Below are 23,587 nucleotides of genomic sequence, written 5' to 3' on the forward strand. Positions count from 1 at the left end.
CCATGAGTAACATCAGCTGGCTAGGGTCTCAGGATGAATTTCCCAACCCTATTCATCATTCAGATCCTGACCCAAGCGTCCCCGGCTTAATTGCAGTGAGTGAACGGATATATCCAGGACAGCTAGCTCGTGCATATCAAATGGGAATCTTTCCCTGGTACTCCGATAATCAACCAGTGTTGTGGTGGTCACCCAATCCCCGGATGGTACTAAAGCCTGAACACTTTAAATGTCATGACTCGCTTAAGAAAGCCATTCGTCATTTTTTAGCTGATCCTCGGAAAGAAATCTGGGTTGATGAAGACTTTGGTGCCGTTGTTCGCTCCTGTGCAACTGCGAGCCGTAAAGATCAGGATGGCACTTGGATTACCCATGAAATCATGGATGCTTACACAAATCTTCATGAAGAGGGTCATGCTCACAGCATTGCAATCATGGAGGATGGGCGTCTGGTAGGCGGCCTCTATTGTGTCTCATTCGGCGGGATGGTTTTTGGTGAATCGATGTTTAGCCATCAAACAGATGCCTCAAAAATTGCCTTAGCCGCTCTTGCTGCCTGGTGCGAGCAAAACCAAGTGGAAATGATCGATTGCCAGCAAGAGACAGCTCACCTCAATTCATTAGGGGCTGCAACGATTTCTCGCAATGAATTTTTAGCGCATCTGCAAGTTGCTTTAAATCAAACTAATATAGAGATTCCTTGGAAATTTGATAAACAGATTCTTCGTCACTGGCTATGACTCAACTAAAAGAACTTCCTCTCACGGAATTGCAGTTTTATGCAACTGCACCTTATCCCTGTAGCTATCTACCGGGGAGGACTGCACGCTCGCAAGTAGCTACTCCCTCACATTTAATACACGCCGATTTATATGGTGAGCTAGTAAATGCGGGATTTCGTCGCAGTGGTTTATACACTTATCGACCTTATTGCGATGAATGCAATGCCTGTACTGCTACACGCATTCCAGTGAAGCATTTCTCACCGAACCGAAGTCAAAAACGCAGCTGGAAAAAACATGCTGGACTAGATGTTCGCATTCTCAATCTAGGCTACCAAGAAGAACACTATCAACTCTATCAACGCTATCAACATGAGCGTCATGCCAGTGGTGATGTAGATCAAGATGATCAAGACCAGTACATGCAGTTTTTATTGCAAAGTCGTGTGAACTCCAGAATTGTTGAATTTCGGGATGGCCCCCAAGAATCAGACCCAGGGCATCTGCGCATGGTCAGTATGATTGATATCTTGGATCAAGGAATCTCCTCGGTTTATACCTTCTTTGATACCAGCAATGCCTCTGCAAGCTATGGAAGCTATAGTATCTTGTGGCAAATTCAGCAGACTTTAGAGTTAGATCTTCCCTACCTCTACCTTGGTTACTACATAGAACAGAGCGAAAAAATGTCCTATAAGGCTAAGTTTCAGCCTATAGAAGGCTTGATCGATGATCACTGGCAGCTCATCAATGGGCCATAATATCGATTCATGATTGACAGCTACCCTCTTCTGCGCCCCTGGCTTTTTTCCTTAGATCCAGAGCAAGCCCACAATATCACCCTAAGCAATCTTGATCGCGCAGAGCGCTGGGGTTTATTGCGCCACTTGAGTGATCAACCAGCTCCAGATCCACGGAAGTTGTGTGGCATTACCTTTCCAAACCCAGTTGGCCTTGCTGCTGGTCTTGATAAGGATGGCAAACATATTGATGCGTTAGGCACTCTAGGCTTTGGATTTTTAGAAATTGGTACTGTTACCCCAAAACCGCAACTTGGCAATCCAAAGCCTCGCATGTTTCGTTTGCCGCAAGCCCAGGCCATCATTAATCGAATGGGGTTCAATAATGATGGTGTTGATGCTTGCGTAAAGCGCGTTCGTAATTCAGCTTATTGGCAGAACGGCGGCATTATTGGCTTAAATATCGGTAAGAATGCGAGCACCCCAATCGAGAATGCCGCAAGTGATTATGTCACCGCCATGGAAGCAGTCTATGAGGTGGCTTCATACATCACCGTCAACATCTCATCGCCCAATACACAGAATTTACGCGCTCTCCAAGGCGAAGATATGTTGCGCTCTTTGCTGCAATCACTGCATATTGCACGTGAAGCTTTGAGTGACCGATTTGGCGTACGCAAACCCCTCTTTTTAAAAATTGCACCAGACCTTGAGCAAAACGATATCAAACTCATCGCTGATCTCTTGGTGGAATTTAAGATTGATGCAATCATTGCTACCAATACAACGATTGCTCGAGATGCTGTTCAAGGACTTGAATTTGGTCAAGAAGCTGGCGGCCTCTCTGGGGCACCTGTTCGTCACGCCTCCAACGAAGTAGTCAGGAGCCTCAAAGGATATTTAGCCGATACCATTCCGATTGTTGGTGTTGGCGGCATTATGTCTGGCAAAGATGCGCAAGAGAAGATCGCTGTCGGGGCTAGCCTAGTTCAAATTTACAGTGGATTGATTTATCGGGGTCCGAAGTTAATTTCTGAGTGCGCTGCAGCCCTAAAAGGTAATTAGGCTTAAATAATCGCTTTTTAGTGCCGCAGCGACATTTCATATTGTGCAATTTGAGCAAAAATCGCTACAATTGACGGCATGACATCGACTAAATCTGAAAAAGTTACAAAATCACCGGGAGAAGCTGGCAAAACAGCGATTCAGGTGATTGAACGCATGATGAACCTGCTCGACGCCCTTGCATCCCACGAAGAGTCCAGTAACCTTAAAAACCTTGCTGAAGAAACTGATTTACACCCGTCCACAGCGCACCGTATTCTCAATGACTTGGTAGCCTGCCGCTTGGTGGAGCGTGGCGATGGTGGCACCTATCGCCTTGGTCTGAAGTTACTTGAGCTGGGCAACCTTGTCAAAGCCCGTTTATCAGTCCGTGAGGCCGCCCAAGCGCCAATGCGGGCATTGCACAAGCTCACCGGTGAAACCATCAACCTCTCGGTTCGCCAGGGTGATGAGATTGTCTATATTGACCGCGCTTATAGCGAACGCTCTGGCATGCAAGTGGTTCGCGCTATTGGTGGTCGCGCACCACTCCACCTGACATCTGTTGGCAAACTATTTCTGGCGAGCGATGACCCAAACCAAGTTCGCGCTTATGTTACACGTACTGGTTTAGCTGGCCACACCAGAAATAGTATTACCGAATTAGGAAAATTAGATTCAGAACTTAATCAGGTTCGTAAGTTAGGTCATGCACGCGACAATGAGGAGCTAGAGTTAGGTGTCAGTTGCGTGGCAGCCGAAATTTATGATGACAGCGGTAAGTTGGTAGCAGGGCTCTCATTGAGCTCGCCTACAGATCGCATTCAGGCAGACTGGCTCAAGCTTTTACAGGATACCGCCCTACAAATTTCCAAGGGTATGGGTTACAAACCCAAGATCAGCGACCCTCATTCTTAAGGTTTGATTTTCTTGCGAATGTAGCTCTTACATCAAGCGACGAATTGCCTGAGGTTCACCCAATGGCATGCGCTCATACCAATCACGCACTCTCACTGCATCAGCAAAACGCGATTGCGTTCCAACAGAATCCAAGAAAACCAGTAATAAGGGTGTGTTATTCACACGGGCCTGCATCACCAAGCACTTACCTGCTGCATTAATAAATCCTGTTTTTTGTAAGCCAATATTCATATCACCTGCACGTACCAAGCGATTAGTATTTAAGAACTTCTGTGGTCGCTTGGCAATCACCATGGTCAAATCTGGCCAGGTAGAAAAATCACGAATCATCTTATATTGATAGGCAACACTCAACATACGTGCGAGATCTTCTGCCGACGCAACGTTTTCACTCATGAGGCCAGTAGGATCAGCAAAATGCGTATGTACCATCCCTATTTCTTTTGCTTTACGGTTCATAGCGTCAATAAATGCAGGAATACCGCCCGGATAATTTCGCCCAAGCGTGTAGGCTGCGCGATTCTCAGAGGACATTAGCGCCAATAACAGCGCCTCTTCTCTAGTCAATACTGTTCCCCCAGCAAGGCGGGACGAACGATATATATTGACATCATCTGCATTAATGACGATGGTTTCATCTAGGGGCAATTTAGAATCAAGTACCACCATCGCAGTCATGAGCTTCGTAATGGAAGCGATCGGCAAGCTAACCGAGGAGTTCTTTTCAAAATACACTTCCTTGGTATCTTGATTAACAACCATGGCTACGCTGGACTTCAAACTCAAATCGTCGTGTTGGCCACGTAAACCAAGTGCCGTTGCAAATGAGGGTCTTGCTGGGACAAGAGACTCGACTGGACGAGTAACAGTAGTCCTTACTGTTTTTGGCTTTTTAGAGGATTTAACTACCTTCTTGGACTCAGACCTTGCAGACGTCTTGGCTGCTGCTTTGGTGGACTTTGCACTTTGAGAATCTGAGTTAGCCGCCATTAGCGGAGAGGAGGTAGCCGCTCCAAGGGATATTAGGCAAACGAGAGCAACGAGCCAAAAACGATTCAAATACATCCCAAATTGCCTTCCAAAACTTTTAACATACGGAATGATAAATAACTTTTACTGCTCAGCTGCAGTTTTTAGAAATAAAGGCAACAATAATGCTTCTATTTAGTGCACTGAACGGAAACTTATTCTGCAATGGTAGCAACAGTACTTGTTTGACCTCGATTAACTAAAACAACTCCAGTCATCGTGAGCAATAAACCACATGCCATCATAAGGGTGAAGGGCTCATCAAATAATAACCATGCCATCGCCGCAGTGGTGGGCGGCGTTAAATACAGAAGACTCGTTACCTTGGTTGCAGCCCCCTTGCGAATCATCATAAAGAGTAAGCTGATAGAGCCTATCGAGAGCGGGAAAATCGCCCATAGCAATGCCCCAATGACTGAGGCATTCCAAACCATAACGGCAGACTCAAAGTAATACATACAAATAAAGCAAAGTATGGCTGATACACCAAACTGAATGGATGAGCCCGCCCGCAAGTCAAAGACTGGACAGAATTTCTTTTGATAGAGAGTGCCAAACGTAATTGAGAGTAAGGCGGCAAAGGCCAATACGTAACTCAGCAGAGGAATGTGGGCAAAGCCGATCTTTTCCGCCACAACTAAAGCTACCCCAGCAAATCCAAATCCCAAACCGATCCACTGGCGTCCCGTCACTTTTTCAGATACCCAGGCAGCAAACCAAGCGGTCAAGATGGGCTGCAAGCCTACGATGATTGCTGCTAAGCCTGCAGTCATCCCCAGCCGGACTGCAAACCAAACACCCAGTAGATAACCGAACTGGAGCAATATGCCAGCAACCGCTATATGCTTAAATTGAGACCAACTTGGCCAGCTGATTGTCCAGACAAGACTCAGGCATGCCATAGCCATTAATACGCCTGAAAAACGCCAGAATAAGAAGGTGGCAGGCTCTACATAAGGCATTGCCAAGCGCGCAATCACAAAGCCCGTACTCCAAATCAATACAAATAAGGGGGCAATCAGGCTGTCAAGCTTCAATCTCATGGATAACTTAGTGAAAGTGCGGAGTTTTAGTTAAGCTGTGATTTTAGGCTTATTTCTGAAGCCTCAGCCTAGATCTTGGGGGTGCTGCAACATAAATACTAAATACTGGTCTATGCAGCCAAAATGAATTGACATTGTGCAGATATAGCTCATAGTAAGCAAAGCTATGAAATCATCAGGAAAGGTATTGCTATGAAATTAACGCTCGAACAAATAGCAGCAGCACAAAAGGCCAACTTAGAAACTTTGAGCGGACTAACCGATCAAGCACTACAAAGTATAGAAAAGTTAATTGAGCTCAATATGCATATCGCCAAGCAAAGCCTGGGTGAAAGTATGAATAGTGCCAAGAAAGCACTTGAAGTTAAAGATATTCAGCAACTCCTTGCTCATCAGGCGGAAGCAGTCCAGCCCATGGCTGAAAAAATAATGGCTTATAGTCGCCATCTTTATGAATTAGCTCATGAGACTCAAGCGAGCTTTACCAAGTCCGCTGAAAAAGAATTTCATGTGGGTCAGAAAAAAATGAATGCCTTGGTAGAAGACTGGACCAAGAATACGCCGGCAGGCTCAGATGCCGCAATACATGCCATGAAACAAGCGATCACTTCTGCCGCCAATGTATTTGAAACCAGTCAGAAGACAGTTCAGCACGCAGTTGAAGTTGCTCAAACTAATATTAGCAATGCCGCAAGCGCAATTGAGAAGAACATCCGATCAACCGATAAAATAGCAAGTAAAAATAGTAATCAGAAGTGATTGCCATGTAATTGCTACATCACTCTTATTGCAGAAATGTAAAAAAAGCCCCTATTTTTTGGGGCTTTTTTAGCAAGGCCAAGAGAATTTTTTAATGTGCCTTCTTCTTTACTGGCGGTAAATCAGTGCAGTGGCCAAGAGCAGCCTCTGCGGCTAATCCAACAGATTCTCCTAGGGTTGGATGTGGATGAATCGTTTTGCCAATATCCACAGCATCAGCGCCCATCTCAATAGCAAGGCAAACTTCACCAATTAAATCGCCGGCATGCGTACCAACGATACCGCCACCAATAATGCGCTTACTTGTAGCGTCAAAAATAAGTTTGGTAAAGCCTTCATCTCGACCATTGGCAATCGCTCTACCACTAGCCGCCCAAGGAAATAAACCTTTTTCATAGGCTATTCCTTTGGCCTTGCACTGTTCTTCAGTCAGACCAGCCCAAGCTACTTCGGGGTCGGTGTATGCCACCGATGGAATTTGCTTAGCATCAAAGTAGGATTTTTCACCAGCGGCAACCTCTGCAGCAACGTGACCCTCATGCACTGCTTTATGAGCAAGCATAGGTTGACCAACAATATCGCCAATCGCAAAGATATTGTTAACGTTGGTGCGCATTTGATTATCGACAGGAACAAAGCCACGCTCATCTACAACAACTCCAGCAGCCGATGCATCGATCTTCTTGCCATTCGGCGTACGCCCAACAGCAACTAATACTAGGTCATAAGTCTGCGGCTCCTTGGGAGCGCCCTCACCTTCAAAGCTCACCACAATGCCGTCGGCCTTCACTTCAGCTTTAGATGCGCGAGTCTTGAGCATGATGTTTTCAAAACGGCCAGTATTAAATTTCTCCCAGACCTTTTCTAAATCACGATCTGCACCTGCCATGAGGCCATCCATCATTTCAGCAATATCAATACGGGAGCCTAGAGTGCTATAAACAGTGGCCATCTCCAAACCAATAATGCCACCACCGATCACCAACATGCGCTTTGGAATGCTCTTGAGCAACAAGGCGCCAGTACTATCTACGATACGAGGATCTTCTGGTAAGAATGGTAGTTTTACTGGCTGGCTTCCCGCTGCAATGATCGCCTTCTGAAAGCGAACCACTTCTGTTTGCCCTGTTAAATCCTGACCATCCCCCTTGGTTAACTCAACTTCTACGTGATTTGCATCCAAGAATCGACCTAATCCGCGTACTACAGTAACCTTGCGAGCTTTTGCCATTCCGGCCAAGCCACTAGTTAACTTCGCAATGACTGAATTTTTATAGCCGCGTAATTGATCAATTTCAATCTTGGGAGCGCCATAGCTAATGCCATGCTTAGACATCGTTTTCACTTCATCCATCACTGCAGTTGTGTGAAGTAACGCTTTTGAAGGAATGCAGCCCACGTTTAAACAAACACCACCTAAGGTTGAATAGCGCTCTATCAAAATAGTGCTCATACCCAAATCTGCACTTCGGAAAGCGGCACTATAGCCTCCTGGACCAGCGCCCAAGACTAGTACTTCGCACTCATGGTCAACCTTACCGCTGTATTGACCGGCAACAGGAGTGCTGATTAGGGGTGCTACTTGTGGAGAGGGTGTTGGAGCAGGTGCTGCTGCAGTCGATGTAACTTGAGGTGCAGTCGCCGCGCCTACTTCAATCTCAGCCACGACACTACCCTTGCTGACTTTGTCGCCCGCTTTGACGGAAATGCTCAGAATGGTTCCAGTTGCATCGGCTGGAATTTCCATCGTTGCTTTATCTGACTCTAGAACCAATAGTGGCTGCTCTTTTTCAATCACATCACCCACCTTGATGAGCACTTCTATCACTGGTATATCTGAATAATCACCAATATCGGGTACGAGAATAATTTGCTTAGTCATATCTTCTCCTTACAGTGCTGCGCGACGAAAGTCAGACATCAACTGGGCGATATAGACATTAAAACGTGTAGCCAAAGCACCATCAATCACACGATGATCGGCGCTTAATGACAATGGACAAATTAAGCGTGGCACAAATTGCTTACCATCCCAAACTGGCTTCATAGCAGCTTTACTTACACCCAAGATTGCCACCTCAGGCGCATTCACGATTGGTGAGAAATAAGTACCGCCAATGCCACCTAAGGAAGAGATAGTAAAACTAGCACCCTGCATTTGCTCGGGTTTCAGTTTTCCATCTCGCGCTAGCGCGGCTAACTCTGAAGTTTCACGAGCAAGCTCAAAGATACCTTTTTTATCTGCGTCGCGTATCACTGGAACCACTAAGCCATTTGGTGTATCTGCAGCAAAGGCAATATTGAAATACTTCTTCAGTACCAAGTCATCGCCGTCAATAGAGCTATTGAACTCAGGATACTTTTTGAGAGCAGCAACAGCAGCCTTCATCAAGAAAGCCAGCATCGTGATTTTGAGACCCTGCTTTTCATTCTCTTTATTGGTGAGCACCCTAAATGCTTCGAGATCAGTAATATCCGCATCTTCGTGATAGGTCACAGCAGGAATCATGACCCAGTTACGACCAAGGTTCGCAGCGGTCAACTTCTTAATACGATTTAATGGCTGACGCTCCGTCTCACCAAATTTAGAGAAATCAACTTTTGGCCAAGGAATTAGATTTAGGCCGCCTAAGCTTCCGCCAGATGCAGTCGATGCGCTGCCAGCGCCACCACTCATGGCAGCCTTAACAAAAGCCTGTACGTCTTCTTGGGTAATTCTGCCTTTGGGACCAGAACCTTTAACTTGATGGACCATAACGCCGAGTTCACGAGCAAATTTACGGACCGAAGGACTTGCGTGACTAGCTGTTGGATCCGCTTCAACCGAGGCATTGCTAACAGGAGGTGGTGCTGGTGCACGCACAATTGGTGGCTCTACTTTTGGGGCTGGTGCCGTAGCAGGCTCAACTTTTGCTGGCGTTGCAGCGGCAGCAACTTGTGGAGTAGCTGGGGCTGGGGCTGCACCACTCTCTTCAAGCACCAGAACGATAGCGCCCTCTGAAATAGAGTCACCCACTTTAACCTTAACCTCTTTCACAAGACCGGAGTGTGAAGAGGGAACGTCCATGGTCGCCTTGTCTGACTCCAGAACAACAATAGACTGTTCTTTCTCAACACGATCACCGGCTTTTACCAATACCTCGATGACAGGCACATCTTTGTAATCCCCAATATCTGGGACTTTAATATCAATTAGTTGGCTCATAGTATCCGTCTCTTATCAAACCGTCATTGGGTTTGGCTTGGTGGTATCGATGCCGTACTTCTTAATCGCTTCGGCTAGTACTTGACGATCAATCTGGTTAGCATCTACCAAAGAGCGTAAAGCCGTCAACACAACCCAGCGACGATCTACTTCAAAGAAATCGCGTAATTTTTCACGAGTATCGGAACGTCCAAAACCATCCGTGCCCAATACCTCGAAGCGACGACCCATATGCTGGATAGCTGGACGAATTTGCTCGGCAAATAAACGGACATAGTCAGTTGCAGCGATGATTGGGCCTGCAGTATCTTTGAGACATTTTTCAACGTGAGATAAGGCTGGCGCTGCAGTTAGGTTCAGCAGATTGTTGCGGTGGACTGCATTCCAATCACGGCCTAACTCAGTGAAGCTTGGGCAGCCCCATAAATCAGAAGCGACACCCCAATCTTTGTGCAAGATTTCAGCGGCCTCAATGACTTCACGGAAGATGGTTCCAGAACCTAAAAGTTGTACACGCAATTTCGCAGTGGCATTACCAACCGACTTAAGTTTGTACATACCCTTAATAATGTCTTGCTCTGCACCTTTTGGCATGGCTGGATGAGCGTAGTTTTCATTCATCAGGGTGATGTAGTAGTACACATCTTCTTGTTCAGCCAGCATGCGGCGCATACCATCTTGAATTACTACAGCTACCTCGAATGAGAATGAAGGGTCGTAGCTAATGCAGTTTGGAATTGCGGCGCTCCAAACTTGACTATGACCATCTTCGTGCTGAAGACCTTCACCATTCAAAGTAGTTCTACCGGCAGTACCGCCCAATAAGAATCCACGACTACGCATATCACCAGCTGCCCAACAGAGGTCGCCAATGCGTTGGAAACCGAACATGGAATAGAAGATGTAAAAAGGCAACATCGGCACGCCATGGGTTGAGTATGAAGTGGCAGCAGCAATCCAGTCGCACATACCGCCTGCTTCATTAATACCTTCTTGCAAAATCTGACCGGTCTTATCCTCTTTATAGAACATCAATTGATCATGATCTTCTGGGGTGTAAAGCTGGCCTAGCTGATTCCAAATGCCTAATTGACGGAACATGCCCTCCATACCAAAGGTGCGTGACTCATCTGGAACAATCGGAACAACTCGCTTACCCAAAACCTTATCGCGCACAATGGTATTTAAAATGCGAACAAAAGCCATCGTTGTGGAAATCTCACGGCCATCGGTAGTTGCCTCTAGCAATGGTGCAAATACCTCAAGTGCAGGAACAGGCAAGCTCTCAGCCTTCATACGACGCTGTGGCAAGTAACCACCCAACTCTTGACGCCGAGCTTTCATGTACTCAAGCTCTGGACTTCCTTCAGCAAATTTCACTAAAGGCATTTCATCTAGCTGCTCATCTTTTACAGGGATCTCAAAACGATCGCGAAAACGACGAACATCATCTGCGTTCATCTTCTTCGCTTGGTGGGCAATATTCATCGCCTCACCCGAGCCCCCCATGCCATAACCTTTAATAGTATGAGCCAAGATAACGGTTGGCTGGTCCTTGTGATTTATAGCCGAATGAAAAGCGGCAAATACTTTATGGGGATCATGACCACCACGATTGAGCTGCCAAATCTCATCATCACTCCAGTCACTGACCAATGACTTTAACTCGGGTGTATTGAAGACGATTTCGCGTACGTAGGCACCACTCTTGGCTTTCATAGTCTGGTATTCACCATCGACGATCTGACCAAGTCGCTGCATCAAGATGCCCTTTTTATCGCGAGCGAACAAAGCATCCCAATGACCGCCCCACACTACCTTGATTACATTCCAACCGGCGCCGCGGAACTCACCTTCGAGCTCTTGAATAATTTTGCCGTTACCACGAACGGGTCCATCAAGGCGTTGTAAGTTGCAGTTCACTACGAAAATCAGGTTGTCTAATTTTTCACGGCCAGCCATGCCAATAGCGTCAAGTGATTCTGGTTCATCAGTTTCACCATCGCCGAGGAAGGCCCAAACTTTTCTACCTTCCGCCTTGATGAATCCACGATCCTGCATGTAGCGCATAAAGCGTGCTTGATAAATAGCCATAATGGGTCCAAGACCCATCGAGACCGTTGGGAACTGCCAGAAATCTGGCATCAACCAAGGGTGTGGATAGCTAGAGATACCTTTGCCGCCCACTTCTTGACGGAAATTATTCAGCTGCTCATCCGACAAGCGACCGAGCATGTAGGCACGGGCATACACGCCTGGGGCAGAATGTCCTTGAACAAATATCAGATCGCCGCCATGCTCTGGGGAAGGGGCATGCCAGAAATGGTTAAAGCCGACGTCATACAGAGTTGCGGCCGACTGGAAAGAAGAAATATGGCCGCCAACGTTGGTATCTTTATTGGCGCGCAGCACCATAGCCATCGCGTTCCAGCGTGTATATGAACGAATGCGGTGCTCGACATTTTGATCACCTGGTAGACGTGCTTGCTGCTCTACAGGGATTGTGTTGATGTAGGGAGTTTCAGCATGAAAAGGTTGATCAACTCCATTCACACGAGCATGCGAAATTTGCTGATCAATCAGATAGGCAGCACGCTCTGGGCCTTCATTCCGAATAACACCATCGAGGGCCTGCAACCACTCTTGGGTTTCGCCTGGATCCGCGTCCTGTTGTCCTGCGCTACCCAAAATTTGTTCTGGAACCGCTGCCATAAACTGCCTCCATTTGTCACATCGTTTTTATTGATTCACTCTATAGCCAATATTCTAGGAAGGTCTATGGGTGTAAACAAGCAATTTTCCACATAATGATAATATTTCTTACTATGTGGTATTTTGTTGCATCGCACTCAAATGCACTAAAAAGTTAGATGTGCTGAGAATGCCTATCTATAGGGCAAAATAAGCCAATTACATGAAAAAAATAGCGTTTTCAATCTGGCAACTAAAACCTGTGAAATGGTTCCGTCGAATACGGGGATTTAAGCTTGTCTACACGCCATTAATAGCCATTGTGCTGTTTACTGTTGTTATGGGGGTCATTATGGGCACCCTACAACTGCAAGAAAAGAGCCAGCAAGAAGCTGCACTATTTAGAGAGCTCTCTTTTGCAAAGCAACGCATCCAATTACGTTTTGCAAACAATACCGATGTATTGCAATCCATTGGAAGGGATTATGTCAGCGCTGGAGATTCCGCAAAGTTAAAAGATAACGTGATTATTCAGGCAGAAAATCTTCTGCAAAGCAATCATGAAATAGCGCAAATTGCTTGGATTAATGAAACGGATCAGAGTCTATGGAAAATTCCTACGGACAACTTAAAAACGGACTGGTTTAATAAAGCAAATAATGCAGTACCAATAAACCAAGCCCTGAAAAAAACGCTGGAACTCAGCACTGCAACAAATAGACCCGCCTTCAGTCAGTTTATTACCATTGAAGTTCCAAGCGACGAAGTGGTGTCAAAAGAAATTCGTAATGTGTTTTGGCAAGCTGTTCCACAGATGTCTGGTAGCGAAATTAAAGGTATGGTGGCTGTGCTATATACAACACAGGGTCTACTTGAAATGATCCCTGGCGAGCTCAAGGGTCAATATCGATTTACTTTAATTACGGATGACGACAAGATACTAGCAATCTCATCTGATAAAAATACACCAAAGCGTGCATTTAGCAATCAAACTAGTTTGGATATTGGGGTTCTCAGTCCAAACCTGAGTCTGCGCATTGACACCTACCCGCCAGCCACGAATTTAACTTTTAGAATGTTAATAGGCGTGGTGTTGGGTTTGAGTGCATTTGTGATTTGGAGCTTATGGTCCGTTCTCAGACAGATGCAGGTTAGGCAAGAAGCTGAAGCAAATCTTCGAGCAGAAACCAATTTCCGTAGTGCGATGGAAAATTCCACTCCAGTTGGAATCCGTGCGCATGACATGAATAGAGTGATTACTTATGTGAATCCAGCATTTTGTGAGATGACAGGGTGGTCTGCGGAAGAGCTCATCGGACTGAGCCCCCCTTTTGCTTTCTGGCCCGAAGGTCAGAAAAATGAGCTGACCGACAAAATGAATAAGGCCCTCGAAATAACACTGAATGAAGAAAGGAAAATTGGAATTGAAGGCTCAATTCTTCACAGGGATGGATCAGTCATGCAGACACGGACATTTATCGCACCCCTCGTAAATGAAAAGGGTCAGCAAACTGGCTGGGTAACTTCATTAATTGATATCTCAGAACCTAAGAAAATTCGAGAAGAATTAGCAGCTTCACAAGAGCGATTTGTTGCCGTATTGGAGGGGCTTGATGCAGCAGTTTCGGTAGTGTCAAATGAGAATGGTGAGCTATTATTTACAAATCGCTTCTATCGTGAACGCTTTGGTAATACTGCCAAGGGTCACTTTGAATTAGCTGGTAGCGATATCAACGACAACATAATGCAAAGTCTGTCTGAAGACTCCGGTGATAAGAAAGCCGAAACTATTTCACCCCCACCACTGTTCCAAGAAACTGAATCAAAAGAAATTCAATTGCTAGATAAGGCGTCGGAAATCTCAAAATGGTATGAAGTTCGCAGACGTAATGTCCCATGGGTAGATGGTCACTTGGCACAATTATTAATTGCCACGGATATCACGCTTCGCGTTGAAGCTGACGACTTAGCACGACAACAAGAAGAGCGGATGCAATTTACTAGCCGTTTAACAACCATGGGCGAAATGGCCTCTTCCTTAGCCCATGAATTAAATCAACCGCTTGCTGCAATTTCGAACTATTGCATGGGTGTAGCGAAGCGCTTACAGGGTCATCTTGACCCTGCCTTACAAAAAGATATTATTCCGGCACTAGAAAAGGCATCTGATCAGGCTCATCGCGCTGGCACGATCATTCAGCGTATTAAAGGCTTTGTAAAACGTAGTGAACCCCAAAGAAAGTCTTGCGACATTACTGGAATTATTCATGATGCCGTTGGATTGGTGGAAATTGATGCCCATCGCCATCGCTTGAGTATTAGCACTGAAATTGCTGAAAATCTCCCTGCGGTCGACTTAGATCCAGTTTTAATTCTGCAGGTCTTGGTCAATCTCCTGAAAAACTCTCTGGATAGTCTAAGGGAGTTTTATCCCCTTTCCTCGCGCTGGTCGGCTCCACCTGTAAGGATTTCAGCGGATTTAGACACCAGCACCTTCCCCGCCATGTTGCGCATTCAGGTGAGGGACGCGGGTGGCGGAATCGAAAAATCAGTGATTGAACGCATGTTTGAGCCCTTTTTCAGCACCAAAAGTGACGGCATGGGCATGGGTCTGAACATTTGCAGATCTGTCATTGAGTCCCATCAGGGCCGTCTTTGGGCAACAAATCTGATGGATGCTGAACATACTAAGCTGTCAGGCTGCACCTTTACAATATTATTACCTTTAGAGTCTCCGGGCTCTCAGGACACTATTTAATTGATGTATTTTTTTAGGTTTATCTGCGAGAGCTAATATGAATATCAGTGCTGCTACCAAATCCAATCAAGCGGAAGTAGTTTATGTTGTAGATGACGATGAGGCAGTTCGCGACTCCCTCACTTGGCTACTCGAAAGTAATGGTTATGTTGTTCGCTGTCATGCAAGTGCTGAGCGTTTCTTGCAATCACTACAAAGCACCGATAAGTCAACCATCTCTTGCGCAATCCTGGATGTGCGTATGTCCGGCATGTCAGGCCTTGAATTACAAGAGCGCCTGATTAGTGAAAACCTACCCATGCCAGTTGCTTTCATTACTGGTCACGGCGATGTGTCGATGGCAGTTTCTACTATGAAGCGTGGTGCGGTGGACTTTATCGAAAAACCATTTAAAGAAAATGATCTCTGCGGCTTAGTAGATCGAATGCTTGGAAAAGCGCGGATTGATTACTCCCAAGCAAGTCAGCGCAAAGTAACCCAGAGCCTTTTAAGTAAACTCACTGGGCGTGAGCGCCAAGTGCTCGAGCGAATCGTAGCAGGTCGTTTAAATAAACAAATCGCAGATGACCTGAGCATCTCCATCAAAACTGTAGAGGCGCATCGCGCCAATATTATGGAAAAGCTCAACGTCAATACCGTTGCAGATCTTCTCCGTCTTGCCCTTTCTGATCCACAACCCAATTAATTTTTATGCCTGCACAGCTACTCGATGGCGTCGCCCTATCCAAAAAAATACGAACTGAAATTGCTGCTCGTGGAGCAATCGTTACCGCCAAAGGTGTTAGACCAGGTTTGGCAGTGATCGTTGTTGGCGAAAATCCTGCTAGCCAGGTTTATGTCAGAAACAAAGTGAAAGCTTGTGAAGATGTTGGTTTCCACTCTGTGCTTGAGCGCTATTCCGTCGAGTTAGGCGAAGAAGAATTACTAGCTCGCATTGCCACTCTCAATGCTGATCCGGCTATCCACGGAATCTTAGTTCAACTACCGCTTCCTGAGCACATTGCTGCCGAGCGTGTACTTGAAGCAATTGCACCCGCAAAAGATGTGGATGGGTTTCACGTAGCCAATGCCGGCGCCTTAATGGTGGGTCAACCAGAATTTAAGCCATGTACTCCTTATGGATGCATGAAGATTCTAGAGAGTATTGAATATCCGATTCGTGGTGCTCGTGCTGTGATCGTGGGAGCCTCTAATATTGTTGGCAAACCGATGGCGATGCTCTTGTTACAGGCAGGTGCGACAGTTACTATTTGTAATAGCAAGACTCGTGACTTGGCGCATCATACTAAGGATGCCGATATTTTGGTGGTTGCCACTGGCAAGCCGAAAATGATTACCGGCGACATGGTCAAAAATGGTGCCGTAGTCATTGACGTGGGCATTAATCGTATGCCTGATGGGAAACTCTGTGGCGACGTTGATTTTGATGCCGTTCAATATGTTGCCGGTTGGATCACTCCAGTGCCAGGTGGCGTAGGCCCCATGACCATCACCATGCTTCTGATGAACACCCTAGAGGCAGCAGAAAAAGCAGCAAAACTGACTTAATAGACGTCTTCACTTGAGGTTGTTTTAGGGCCTGATTAGCAAAAGTTTCTGTCGTCCATTAAGCTATAGGGATGACTAGATCAATCACATCAAAGCCTTCTCCCGAACTCCAGAAAAATCCACTCATTGCATTCGGTAGAGGTATTTGTGCCTACTCCGAGGTAAAGCCATCTGATATTGCGCCAGCAATCGACTTCCTTCTGCAGGAGGCGCAATCTGCAGTGGATCATGCAGTAGACCCGGTCACCCCTGCAAACTGGAATGATTTGGTAGAACCCCTAGAGGATGCAACTGAATCTTTAAGTAGATCTTGGGGAGTGATTTCTCATCTCAACAGCGTTGCAGATAATCCTGAGCTCAGAGCAGTTTATGGCGAGATGATGCCTAAAGTCACTGCCTTCTTTTCAAGCTTGGGACAAAATCTCGCACTGTATGAAAAGTTTAAAGCTCTAAGTCAAGGTAGCGACTTTACAAAACTCAATTTCGCCCAGAAAAAAGTGATTGAAAACTCATTAAGAGACTTTCGTCTTGGTGGCGCAGAGCTGAGTGATGCTGATAAGCCGCGCTTCGCAGAGATTCAAGATGAACAAGCAATGTTAGGGAAAGCTTTCTCCGACCATGTTTTAGATGCCACTGATGAATTTATTCATCTCATTACCGATCATGCTGAGTTGGCTGGATTGCCTGAGGATGCCATTGCCGCTGCAGCCGATCTTGCCCAACAGAAGAATATTCAAGGCTGGGCATTTTCACTGCACTTCCCTTCCTATTACCCAGTAATGCAGTACTCCGAGAACCAGTCACTCCGTCGCCAAATGTATGAGGCCTATGTCACTCGAGCTTCTGAGCTAGGACCTCAATACTCTCAAGGCAAACTCGAATGGGATAATACACAAAACATACTTGAGCAGTTAAAGCTGCGCGATGAAGAAGCACGTATGCTGGGTTTCAAAAACTATGCCGCCCTGAGCTTGGCTCCAAAAATGGCAAGCAGTGTTAAAGAAGTCGATACCTTCTTAACGAATTTTGCTCAAAAGGCAAAACCTTTTGCACAAAAGGATTGGCAGGAACTTTTGTTATTCGCCAAGACTGAACTGTCTATTGTTGATGGATTAGAGCCATGGGATATTGCCTATGCTTCCGAGAGATTGAAGCAAGAGCGCTATTCCTTCTCTGAAAATGAGCTGAAACAGTACTTCCCCTTACCTAAAGTCTTAGAGGGCTTGTTTGGCGTTATTCAAACCTTATTTGGCGTGAAGATTGAAAAGGCTGATCTGCCAACTTGGCATGCTGATGTACAGTCCTTCTCAGTCAAAAATGCTGCTGACAACACAGTGGCCTATTTTTATCTGGATCCCTACGCGAGGTCAGGCAAACGTGGTGGAGCCTGGATGGACGATGCGCGCGGTCGTCGTGAATTACCTAATGGAGAAATCCAGATACCAGTAGCGTATCTAGTCTGCAACTTTGCACCTCCTGTAAAAGTAAATGGTGTGTTGCGCCAACCAACAATTACTCATGATGATGTAATCACACTCTTTCATGAGAGTGGTCATGGCCTACATCATCTATTAACGCAAGTTAGTGCATTAGGCGTATCCGGTATCAATGGTGTTGAGTGGGATGCCGTAGAGCTACCAAGCCAGTTCATGGAAAACTTCTGCTGGGAATGGGAGGTTTTAGAAAAAATGACAGCGCATGCTGAAACTGGAAAATCACTGCCTCGTGAATTATTTGAAAAAATACTTGCTGCCAAGAATTTTCAAAATGGCTATATGACTTTGCGACAGGTTGTAATGTCTCTAACTGATTGGCGTCTGCATGCTAGCTTTGATCCAAAAAACTTCCAAGGTCAATCTGCGCTCGATCTGTCCAGAAACATTGCAGATCAATTTAATGTCATACCGCAGGCATCTATCTCTCGCTGGATAAATGCATTTAGCCATATTTTTGCTGGTGGCTATGCTGCTGGTTACTATAGCTATAAATGGGCAGAAGTACTTTCTGCCGATGTCTACTCTGCTTTTGAAGAAGCGGCAAAACTGACTGGTAGCGTCCTTGATGAAAAAACGGGTATACGCTATCGCCAAGAGATTCTGGAGGTAGGTGGTAGCCGCCCCGCTGCTGAATCATTTAAGGCATTTAGAGGTCGCGAGCCCAGCATCGATGCCCTGCTTCGTCACGGCGGCTTAGTGACTCAGTAAAGGTAAGGATCTAAGCTTTTATTTCTGCAATGACTGGGGCATGATCCGAAGGCTGCTCCCAAGTGCGCGGCTCTTTATCGATGATGCTTGAGTTGCACTTTTCTTTTAAGGCATCGCTCAGGAGAATGTGGTCAATTCGCATACCGGCGTTTCTTCTGAAACCCATCATGCGGTAATCCCACCAGCTAAACGACTTGGGTGCTTGCTCAAACATTCGGAAAGAGTCTGTCAAGCCTAATTCCACTAGCTGCTGGAAGGCCTTACGTTCCTCTGGAGAAACTAGGTTTTGCCCAATCCATTTTGAGGGATCATGAACGTCGACATCACTTGGTGCGATATTGAAGTCACCCAGAAGGGCTAAGCGGCTATTCTGAGTTAATTCTTCTCTTAGCCAATTTTCCAGCGCTTTAAGCCAGCCTAGTTTGTAAACAAACTTATCACTATCGGGCGATTGTCCATTAGGGAAGTATGCTGATACTAGGCGAATAGGCTGCATTCCCTTAAAACAGACTGTGGCCGCTAAGATGCGTTGTTGCTCATCTGTATTAGCCGGAATATTTCTCACTGGCTTTAGAAAAGTAGTGTCATGATCCGTAGCAATAGGCGCTAACGCTGCTTTTCGAACAATAATAGCTACACCGTTATAGGTTTTTTGCCCAGCAGCAATACTGAGATATCCCGCCTCTTCAAGCTCTTGATGCGGGTACTTATCATCAGTCAGCTTGAGCTCCTGAAGACAGAGCGCATCAATAGGTGTTTTTGCACGCTCATGATCTTGCAACCACTTGAGTACTTGGGGCAAGCGCACCTTCAGAGAATTCACATTCCAGGCAGCTATTCTGATTAAATCAGTCATTGATTCCCAACTCCTGCAACTTCCGAGTAATCGTATTGCGACCGATACCCAGTCTTTGGGCTGCCTCTACACGTCTGCCGCGGGTAACTTCTAGCGCAGCTTGTAGTACTGCCTTTTCAAATTTAGAGCACAGTACGTCATACACCTTTGAATCTCCATCCTGCAACATTTTGACCGCAAGACGACCCAAACCACCCTCCCAATCGACAGAGCCAGTCTTAACAGCAAGCTGCACGTTAGAGCTAGACTCACCCTGTAACAGAACCGGTTGCTCACCGGCTTCTGCCAAAATATCAGCAGGCAAATCACTTACCCCAATGACATTAGACGGCGTCATTACTGTCAACCAGTGACAGAGATTTTCTAATTGACGCACATTGCCAGGAAATGGCATAGAACTCATTTCTCTTAAAACGTCATCCGAAAGATTTTTAGCTTCAACACCCAAGGACTTTGCGCAGGACAACATAAAATGCCGTGCCAAAACGGGGATATCCTCTGCACGCTCACGCAATGCTGGCATGCGCAAGCGAATGACATTTAAGCGGTGCAATAAATCTTCCCGGAAAGCGCCTGCAGCCACTCGAGCTTCTAAGTTTTGGTGAGTCGATGCAATGATGCGTACATTTGCTTTAATCGGATCTTGACCACCAACACGATAAAAATGGCCGTCAGTTAGAGCGCGCAATAGACGCGTTTGTAAATCGAATGGAATGTCACCAATCTCATCCAAGAATAAGGTGCCGCCATCAGCCTGCTCAAAACGGCCCCGACGTAAATTCAAAGCTCCAGGGAAAGCGCCACGCTCGTGGCCAAACAATTCTGACTCCAATAAGTCTTTGGGGACTGCTGCCGTACTAAAGGCAACAAATGGACCTTTCGCACGCGGACTATGCTTGTGCAATGCTTGCGCTACCAACTCTTTACCAGTTCCAGACTCGCCTGTAATTAATACTGTTGAATGTGACTGAGCTAAACGTCCAATTGCTCTAAAGACCTCCTGCACTGCCGGAGCTTGGCCAATAATTTCAGTGGAGTCTTGTCTCCAACCATTCATCTCTTTGTTGCCAGATTGGTTGCGCTCACTCTGCTCCATGGCACGACGAATCAACTCAACCGCTTTATCAATATCAAATGGCTTAGTAAGGTATTCAAATGCGCCACCTTGAAAAGACGAGACCGCAGAGTCTAAATCAGAATATGCAGTCATGATAATGACCGGAAGTAGTGGATGAGTTTCTTTTACGTTCTGCAAAAGATCTAAACCATTGCCACGTGGCATACGAATATCTGAAATCAATACCTGTGGCGCATCTTTTTCCAATGCATCAAGTACATCATTGGGGTTAGAAAAACTCTTATGAGGAATATTCTCGCGAGTAAGCGCCTTTTCCAAGACCCAACGAATAGATTGATCATCATCCACGATCCAAACGGGTTTCATATTACTTTCTCCTGCCTACGGTAAGGAATTTGAATTTGGAAATCAGTCCGTCCAGGACGGCTGTTACAAGCGATAAATCCTTGATGCTGCTGCACAAAAGTTTGAGCCAAGGTGAGGCCAAGACCACTACCTCCATCCCTACCGGATACCAATGGAAAGAAAATGCGCTCACGAATTTCTTCTGGAATACCAGGTCCGTTATCAATCACATGTAAATCCATCGCCATCTTGTAGCGTTGCTTAGAAATAGTCACCGAGCGAGCGACTCTGGTCTTCAATTCAATTTGAGCTGTACCTTGAGTAATTTCTTCAGTAAGCGCTTGGGCTGCATTATGAGCAATATTTAAGACTGCCTGAATCAATTGCTCACGATCACCCAAAACCTCAGGAAGACTGGTGTCATAGTTGCGAATGATTCTGAGTCCCTTTGGAAACTCAGCCAATACGAGACTACGAACTCGCTCTAGGGCCTCGTGAACATTAAATGACTCCATAGCATGAGCCTTGCGATGCGGCGCGAGCAGTCGGTCAACCAAGTTCTGCAGACGATCAGATTCTTTAATGATGACTTGGGTATATTCACGCAAACCCTTTTCTGGAAGCTCGAACTCGAGCAGTTGAGCAGCGCCACGAATGCCACCCAAAGGATTTTTAATTTCATGCGCCAAGTTACGCATTAGCTGTTTATTTGCCTCAACTTGCTGTGTTACGCGCTCATCACGCTCACTACGTAACTGCTGATCTATTGGAAACCACTCCATCATAATGAGGCTTGGATCTTCAAGACTAGCTACCACCACATGCGCAGGAATAGATTCTTGATGAATGCTACCGGGTAATGAATGCAGCATCATTTCCTGTCGTTTCGCAGAAAAGTGTCCAGCCTTAACTTCTTCAATCATGTGACTAAGGGATTCATTGGATCCAAATAAGTCGTGCACAGACTGACCCTCAAGTGATTTACGAGAAAGATCCAGCGCAGACTCTGCTGCAGGATTCACATAAACCAATTGTTGGTTGTCCGCCTCAAATACCACGATGGCATTGGGCATCTGATCAAGCAATGTCGGAAAAAAAGGAGCAGCCGAAGCTGCCCCTTTGAACGAATTGCGCAACAGACCTGCGCTCAACATTTCTCCTTCGCTTACAGGGAGTAGTACATATCGAATTCGATTGGATGGGTAGTCATACGGAAACGTGTGACATCTTCCATCTTCAAAGCGATATATGCGTCGATCATAGAGTCTGTAAAGACACCACCACGAGTCAAGAACTCACGGTCTTTGTTCAAGGCTTCTAATGCCTCTTCCAAGCTTGCACAAACGGTTGGGATCTTTGCATCTTCTTCTGGCGGCAAGTCATACAAGTTCTTGTCAGCAGCTTCACCTGGATGAATCTTATTCTGAATACCATCTAAACCTGCCATCATCAATGCTGAGAAGCAGAGGTATGGGTTGGCCAACGGATCAGGGAAGCGAGTTTCGATACGACGACCCTTAGGGCTTGAAACGTGTGGAATACGAATCGAAGCTGAGCGGTTACGCGCAGAGTAAGCCAACTTCACTGGTGCCTCAAAGCCTGGAACTAAACGCTTGTAAGAGTTTGTACCTGGATTGGTAATCGCATTCAATGCCTTAGCATGCTTAATAATGCCGCCGATGTAGAACAATGCGAACTCTGACAAACCTGCGTAGCCATTACCAGCAAATAAGTTCTCGCCGTTCTTCCAAATAGATTGGTGAACGTGCATACCAGAACCGTTGTCGCCAACAACAGGCTTAGGCATAAATGTGGCTGTCTTACCGTATGCGTGAGCAACGTTTTGAACAACGTATTTCTGCCAGATTGTCCAGTCAGCACGTTGAACCAATGTGCTGAACTTGGTGCCTAATTCATTTTGACCTTGACCAGCAACTTCATGGTGATGCACTTCAACAGGAATACCCAAAGATTCGAGGATTAAACACATTTCAGAACGCATGTCATGGAATGTATCTACCGGAGCAACTGGAAAGTAACCGCCCTTTTTACCTGGACGATGTCCAGTGTTGCCACCTTCGATTTCAGCAGCTGAAGACCATGGGGCCTCTTCAGAATCTACCTTAACGAAGCAACCCTGCATGTCAGCACCCCAACGGACGCCATCAAAAATAAAGAATTCTGGCTCTGGACCAAAGTACGCTGTATCTCCCAAACCAGTGCTCTTCAAATAGGACTCAGCACGTTTAGCAATTGAACGTGGGTCACGGTCGTAACCTTTACCATCTGAAGGCTCGATCACATCACATGTAATCACCAATGTTGGCTCTTCATAGAATGGGTCGATGTAGCAAGCTGTTGGATCTGGCATCAACAACATATCAGAAGCTTCAATGCCTTTCCAACCAGCAATAGATGAACCGTCAAACGCGTGACCGCTCTCAAACTTGTCTTCGTCAAAATGGGAAATGGGTACTGTTGTGTGCTGCTCTTTACCCTTTGTATCTACAAAGCGGAAATCAACGAAAGTACATTCCTTCTCTTTAACCAACTTCATCACATCAGCGACGGTCTTCGTCATGCAAATCTCCTCTATTAACTGAATTCGGAATACAAACCTAAGGTGTACACCCTTGTTTATTCC

General features: G+C 46.0%; 18 protein-coding genes. 9 read left to right on the plus strand and 9 right to left on the minus strand.

Going from position 1 to position 23,587, the window contains the following annotated elements; genetic code table 11:
* Positions 1-2 precede the first annotated feature (2 nt).
* The 4 genes from aat to FD967_RS05920 all read left to right on the plus strand — a co-directional run bounded on the left by aat (position 3) and on the right by FD967_RS05920 (position 3,424).
* The gene (gene aat, locus FD967_RS05905; protein ID WP_215325034.1) at positions 3-740 is read left to right on the plus strand and encodes a leucyl/phenylalanyl-tRNA--protein transferase; all 738 of its coding nucleotides are present in this window, start codon (positions 3-5) and stop codon (positions 738-740) included.
* Positions 737-1,483 carry an arginyltransferase gene (locus FD967_RS05910; RefSeq protein WP_215325035.1) on the plus strand — a complete coding sequence of 249 codons (747 nt, stop codon included), beginning with the start codon at positions 737-739 and terminating at the stop codon, positions 1,481-1,483. The genes aat and FD967_RS05910 overlap by 4 nt, the downstream gene beginning before the upstream one ends.
* 9 nt (positions 1,484-1,492) lie before the next feature.
* A complete protein-coding gene (locus tag FD967_RS05915) occupies positions 1,493-2,527 on the plus strand; it encodes a quinone-dependent dihydroorotate dehydrogenase (protein WP_215325036.1) in 1,035 nt (344 codons plus the stop codon).
* Between the two features lie 78 nt (positions 2,528-2,605).
* Entirely contained in the window at positions 2,606-3,424 is an 819-nt protein-coding gene (locus tag FD967_RS05920; protein WP_215325037.1) for an IclR family transcriptional regulator, read from the plus strand.
* 27 nt (positions 3,425-3,451) lie between these two features.
* Here FD967_RS05920 and FD967_RS05925 read toward each other — a convergent pair whose 3' ends face one another.
* Together FD967_RS05925 and FD967_RS05930 are read right to left on the minus strand one after the other, a co-directional pair.
* On the minus strand, positions 3,452-4,492 hold the full coding sequence (locus FD967_RS05925; RefSeq protein WP_215325038.1) for a serine hydrolase: 1,041 nt from the start codon (positions 4,490-4,492) through the stop codon (positions 3,452-3,454).
* Between the two features lie 119 nt (positions 4,493-4,611).
* The gene (locus tag FD967_RS05930) at positions 4,612-5,499 is read right to left on the minus strand and encodes a DMT family transporter (protein WP_215325039.1); all 888 of its coding nucleotides are present in this window, start codon (positions 5,497-5,499) and stop codon (positions 4,612-4,614) included.
* A gap of 192 nt (positions 5,500-5,691) precedes the next feature.
* Between FD967_RS05930 and FD967_RS05935 the strand changes: the two genes are divergently transcribed.
* Positions 5,692-6,258, plus strand: coding sequence for a phasin family protein (locus FD967_RS05935; RefSeq protein ID WP_215325040.1), 567 nt, complete (start codon positions 5,692-5,694; stop codon positions 6,256-6,258).
* 91 nt (positions 6,259-6,349) lie between these two features.
* Here FD967_RS05935 and lpdA read toward each other — a convergent pair whose 3' ends face one another.
* Genes lpdA through aceE form a run of 3 tightly spaced genes read right to left on the minus strand, consistent with a single transcriptional unit; the run spans position 6,350 to position 12,175 of the window.
* Entirely contained in the window at positions 6,350-8,140 is a 1,791-nt protein-coding gene (lpdA, locus tag FD967_RS05940; RefSeq protein WP_215325041.1) for a dihydrolipoyl dehydrogenase, read from the minus strand.
* 9 nt (positions 8,141-8,149) lie between these two features.
* Positions 8,150-9,463 carry a dihydrolipoyllysine-residue acetyltransferase gene (aceF, locus tag FD967_RS05945; RefSeq protein ID WP_215325042.1) on the minus strand — a complete coding sequence of 438 codons (1,314 nt, stop codon included), beginning with the start codon at positions 9,461-9,463 and terminating at the stop codon, positions 8,150-8,152.
* Positions 9,464-9,478: 15 nt separating this feature from the next.
* Positions 9,479-12,175, minus strand: coding sequence for a pyruvate dehydrogenase (acetyl-transferring), homodimeric type (gene aceE, locus FD967_RS05950; RefSeq protein WP_215325043.1), 2,697 nt, complete (start codon positions 12,173-12,175; stop codon positions 9,479-9,481).
* A gap of 202 nt (positions 12,176-12,377) precedes the next feature.
* Here aceE and FD967_RS05955 point away from each other — a divergent pair, with 202 nt between their 5' ends.
* From FD967_RS05955 to FD967_RS05970, 4 genes are all read left to right on the plus strand, one after another.
* The gene (locus tag FD967_RS05955; RefSeq protein WP_215325044.1) at positions 12,378-14,912 is read left to right on the plus strand and encodes a PAS domain S-box protein; all 2,535 of its coding nucleotides are present in this window, start codon (positions 12,378-12,380) and stop codon (positions 14,910-14,912) included.
* 37 nt (positions 14,913-14,949) lie between these two features.
* Entirely contained in the window at positions 14,950-15,597 is a 648-nt protein-coding gene (locus FD967_RS05960; RefSeq protein WP_215325045.1) for a response regulator transcription factor, read from the plus strand.
* A 5-nt stretch (positions 15,598-15,602) separates the two neighbouring features.
* Entirely contained in the window at positions 15,603-16,460 is an 858-nt protein-coding gene (folD, locus tag FD967_RS05965) for a bifunctional methylenetetrahydrofolate dehydrogenase/methenyltetrahydrofolate cyclohydrolase FolD (protein WP_215325046.1), read from the plus strand.
* Positions 16,461-16,531: 71 nt separating this feature from the next.
* Entirely contained in the window at positions 16,532-18,664 is a 2,133-nt protein-coding gene (locus tag FD967_RS05970) for a M3 family metallopeptidase (protein ID WP_215325047.1), read from the plus strand.
* A gap of 10 nt (positions 18,665-18,674) precedes the next feature.
* On the opposite strand, the gene xth is transcribed toward FD967_RS05970, so the two are convergent.
* Genes xth through glnA form a run of 4 tightly spaced genes read right to left on the minus strand, consistent with a single transcriptional unit; the run spans position 18,675 to position 23,524 of the window.
* The gene (xth, locus tag FD967_RS05975) at positions 18,675-19,520 is read right to left on the minus strand and encodes an exodeoxyribonuclease III (protein WP_215325048.1); all 846 of its coding nucleotides are present in this window, start codon (positions 19,518-19,520) and stop codon (positions 18,675-18,677) included.
* Positions 19,513-20,964, minus strand: a complete 1,452-nt coding sequence (gene ntrC, locus FD967_RS05980) for a nitrogen regulation protein NR(I) (protein WP_215325049.1) — start codon at positions 20,962-20,964, stop codon at positions 19,513-19,515. The genes xth and ntrC overlap by 8 nt, the downstream gene beginning before the upstream one ends.
* Positions 20,961-22,097: a nitrogen regulation protein NR(II) gene (gene glnL, locus FD967_RS05985; RefSeq protein WP_215325050.1), complete on the minus strand. Its 1,137-nt coding sequence runs from the start codon at positions 22,095-22,097 to the stop codon at positions 20,961-20,963. Before glnL ends, ntrC begins: the two co-directional genes overlap by 4 nt.
* Positions 22,098-22,108: 11 nt before the next feature.
* Positions 22,109-23,524: a type I glutamate--ammonia ligase gene (glnA, locus tag FD967_RS05990; protein ID WP_215325051.1), complete on the minus strand. Its 1,416-nt coding sequence runs from the start codon at positions 23,522-23,524 to the stop codon at positions 22,109-22,111.
* Between the last annotated feature and the right edge of the window lie 63 nt (positions 23,525-23,587).

The sequence above is a fragment of the Polynucleobacter sp. JS-Mosq-20-D10 genome (assembly GCF_018687755.1).
In the GTDB taxonomy this organism is placed as follows: Bacteria; Pseudomonadota; Gammaproteobacteria; order Burkholderiales; family Burkholderiaceae; genus Polynucleobacter.

What these genes read in the sequence shown, in the direction of transcription:
- aat (WP_215325034.1), top strand. Translation starts at nt 3, where the DNA reads ATGAGTAACATCAGCTGGCTAGGGTCTCAGGATGAATTTCCCAACCCT.
- FD967_RS05910 (WP_215325035.1), top strand. Translation starts at nt 737, where the DNA reads ATGACTCAACTAAAAGAACTTCCTCTCACGGAATTGCAGTTTTATGCA.
- FD967_RS05915 (WP_215325036.1), top strand. Translation starts at nt 1,493, where the DNA reads ATGATTGACAGCTACCCTCTTCTGCGCCCCTGGCTTTTTTCCTTAGAT.
- FD967_RS05920 (WP_215325037.1), top strand. Translation starts at nt 2,606, where the DNA reads ATGACATCGACTAAATCTGAAAAAGTTACAAAATCACCGGGAGAAGCT.
- FD967_RS05925 (WP_215325038.1), bottom strand. Translation starts at nt 4,492, where the DNA reads ATGTATTTGAATCGTTTTTGGCTCGTTGCTCTCGTTTGCCTAATATCC.
- FD967_RS05930 (WP_215325039.1), bottom strand. Translation starts at nt 5,499, where the DNA reads ATGAGATTGAAGCTTGACAGCCTGATTGCCCCCTTATTTGTATTGATT.
- FD967_RS05935 (WP_215325040.1), top strand. Translation starts at nt 5,692, where the DNA reads ATGAAATTAACGCTCGAACAAATAGCAGCAGCACAAAAGGCCAACTTA.
- lpdA (WP_215325041.1), bottom strand. Translation starts at nt 8,140, where the DNA reads ATGACTAAGCAAATTATTCTCGTACCCGATATTGGTGATTATTCAGAT.
- aceF (WP_215325042.1), bottom strand. Translation starts at nt 9,463, where the DNA reads ATGAGCCAACTAATTGATATTAAAGTCCCAGATATTGGGGATTACAAA.
- aceE (WP_215325043.1), bottom strand. Translation starts at nt 12,175, where the DNA reads ATGGCAGCGGTTCCAGAACAAATTTTGGGTAGCGCAGGACAACAGGAC.
- FD967_RS05955 (WP_215325044.1), top strand. Translation starts at nt 12,378, where the DNA reads ATGAAAAAAATAGCGTTTTCAATCTGGCAACTAAAACCTGTGAAATGG.
- FD967_RS05960 (WP_215325045.1), top strand. Translation starts at nt 14,950, where the DNA reads ATGAATATCAGTGCTGCTACCAAATCCAATCAAGCGGAAGTAGTTTAT.
- folD (WP_215325046.1), top strand. Translation starts at nt 15,603, where the DNA reads ATGCCTGCACAGCTACTCGATGGCGTCGCCCTATCCAAAAAAATACGA.
- FD967_RS05970 (WP_215325047.1), top strand. Translation starts at nt 16,532, where the DNA reads ATGACTAGATCAATCACATCAAAGCCTTCTCCCGAACTCCAGAAAAAT.
- xth (WP_215325048.1), bottom strand. Translation starts at nt 19,520, where the DNA reads ATGACTGATTTAATCAGAATAGCTGCCTGGAATGTGAATTCTCTGAAG.
- ntrC (WP_215325049.1), bottom strand. Translation starts at nt 20,964, where the DNA reads ATGAAACCCGTTTGGATCGTGGATGATGATCAATCTATTCGTTGGGTC.
- glnL (WP_215325050.1), bottom strand. Translation starts at nt 22,097, where the DNA reads ATGTTGAGCGCAGGTCTGTTGCGCAATTCGTTCAAAGGGGCAGCTTCG.
- glnA (WP_215325051.1), bottom strand. Translation starts at nt 23,524, where the DNA reads ATGACGAAGACCGTCGCTGATGTGATGAAGTTGGTTAAAGAGAAGGAA.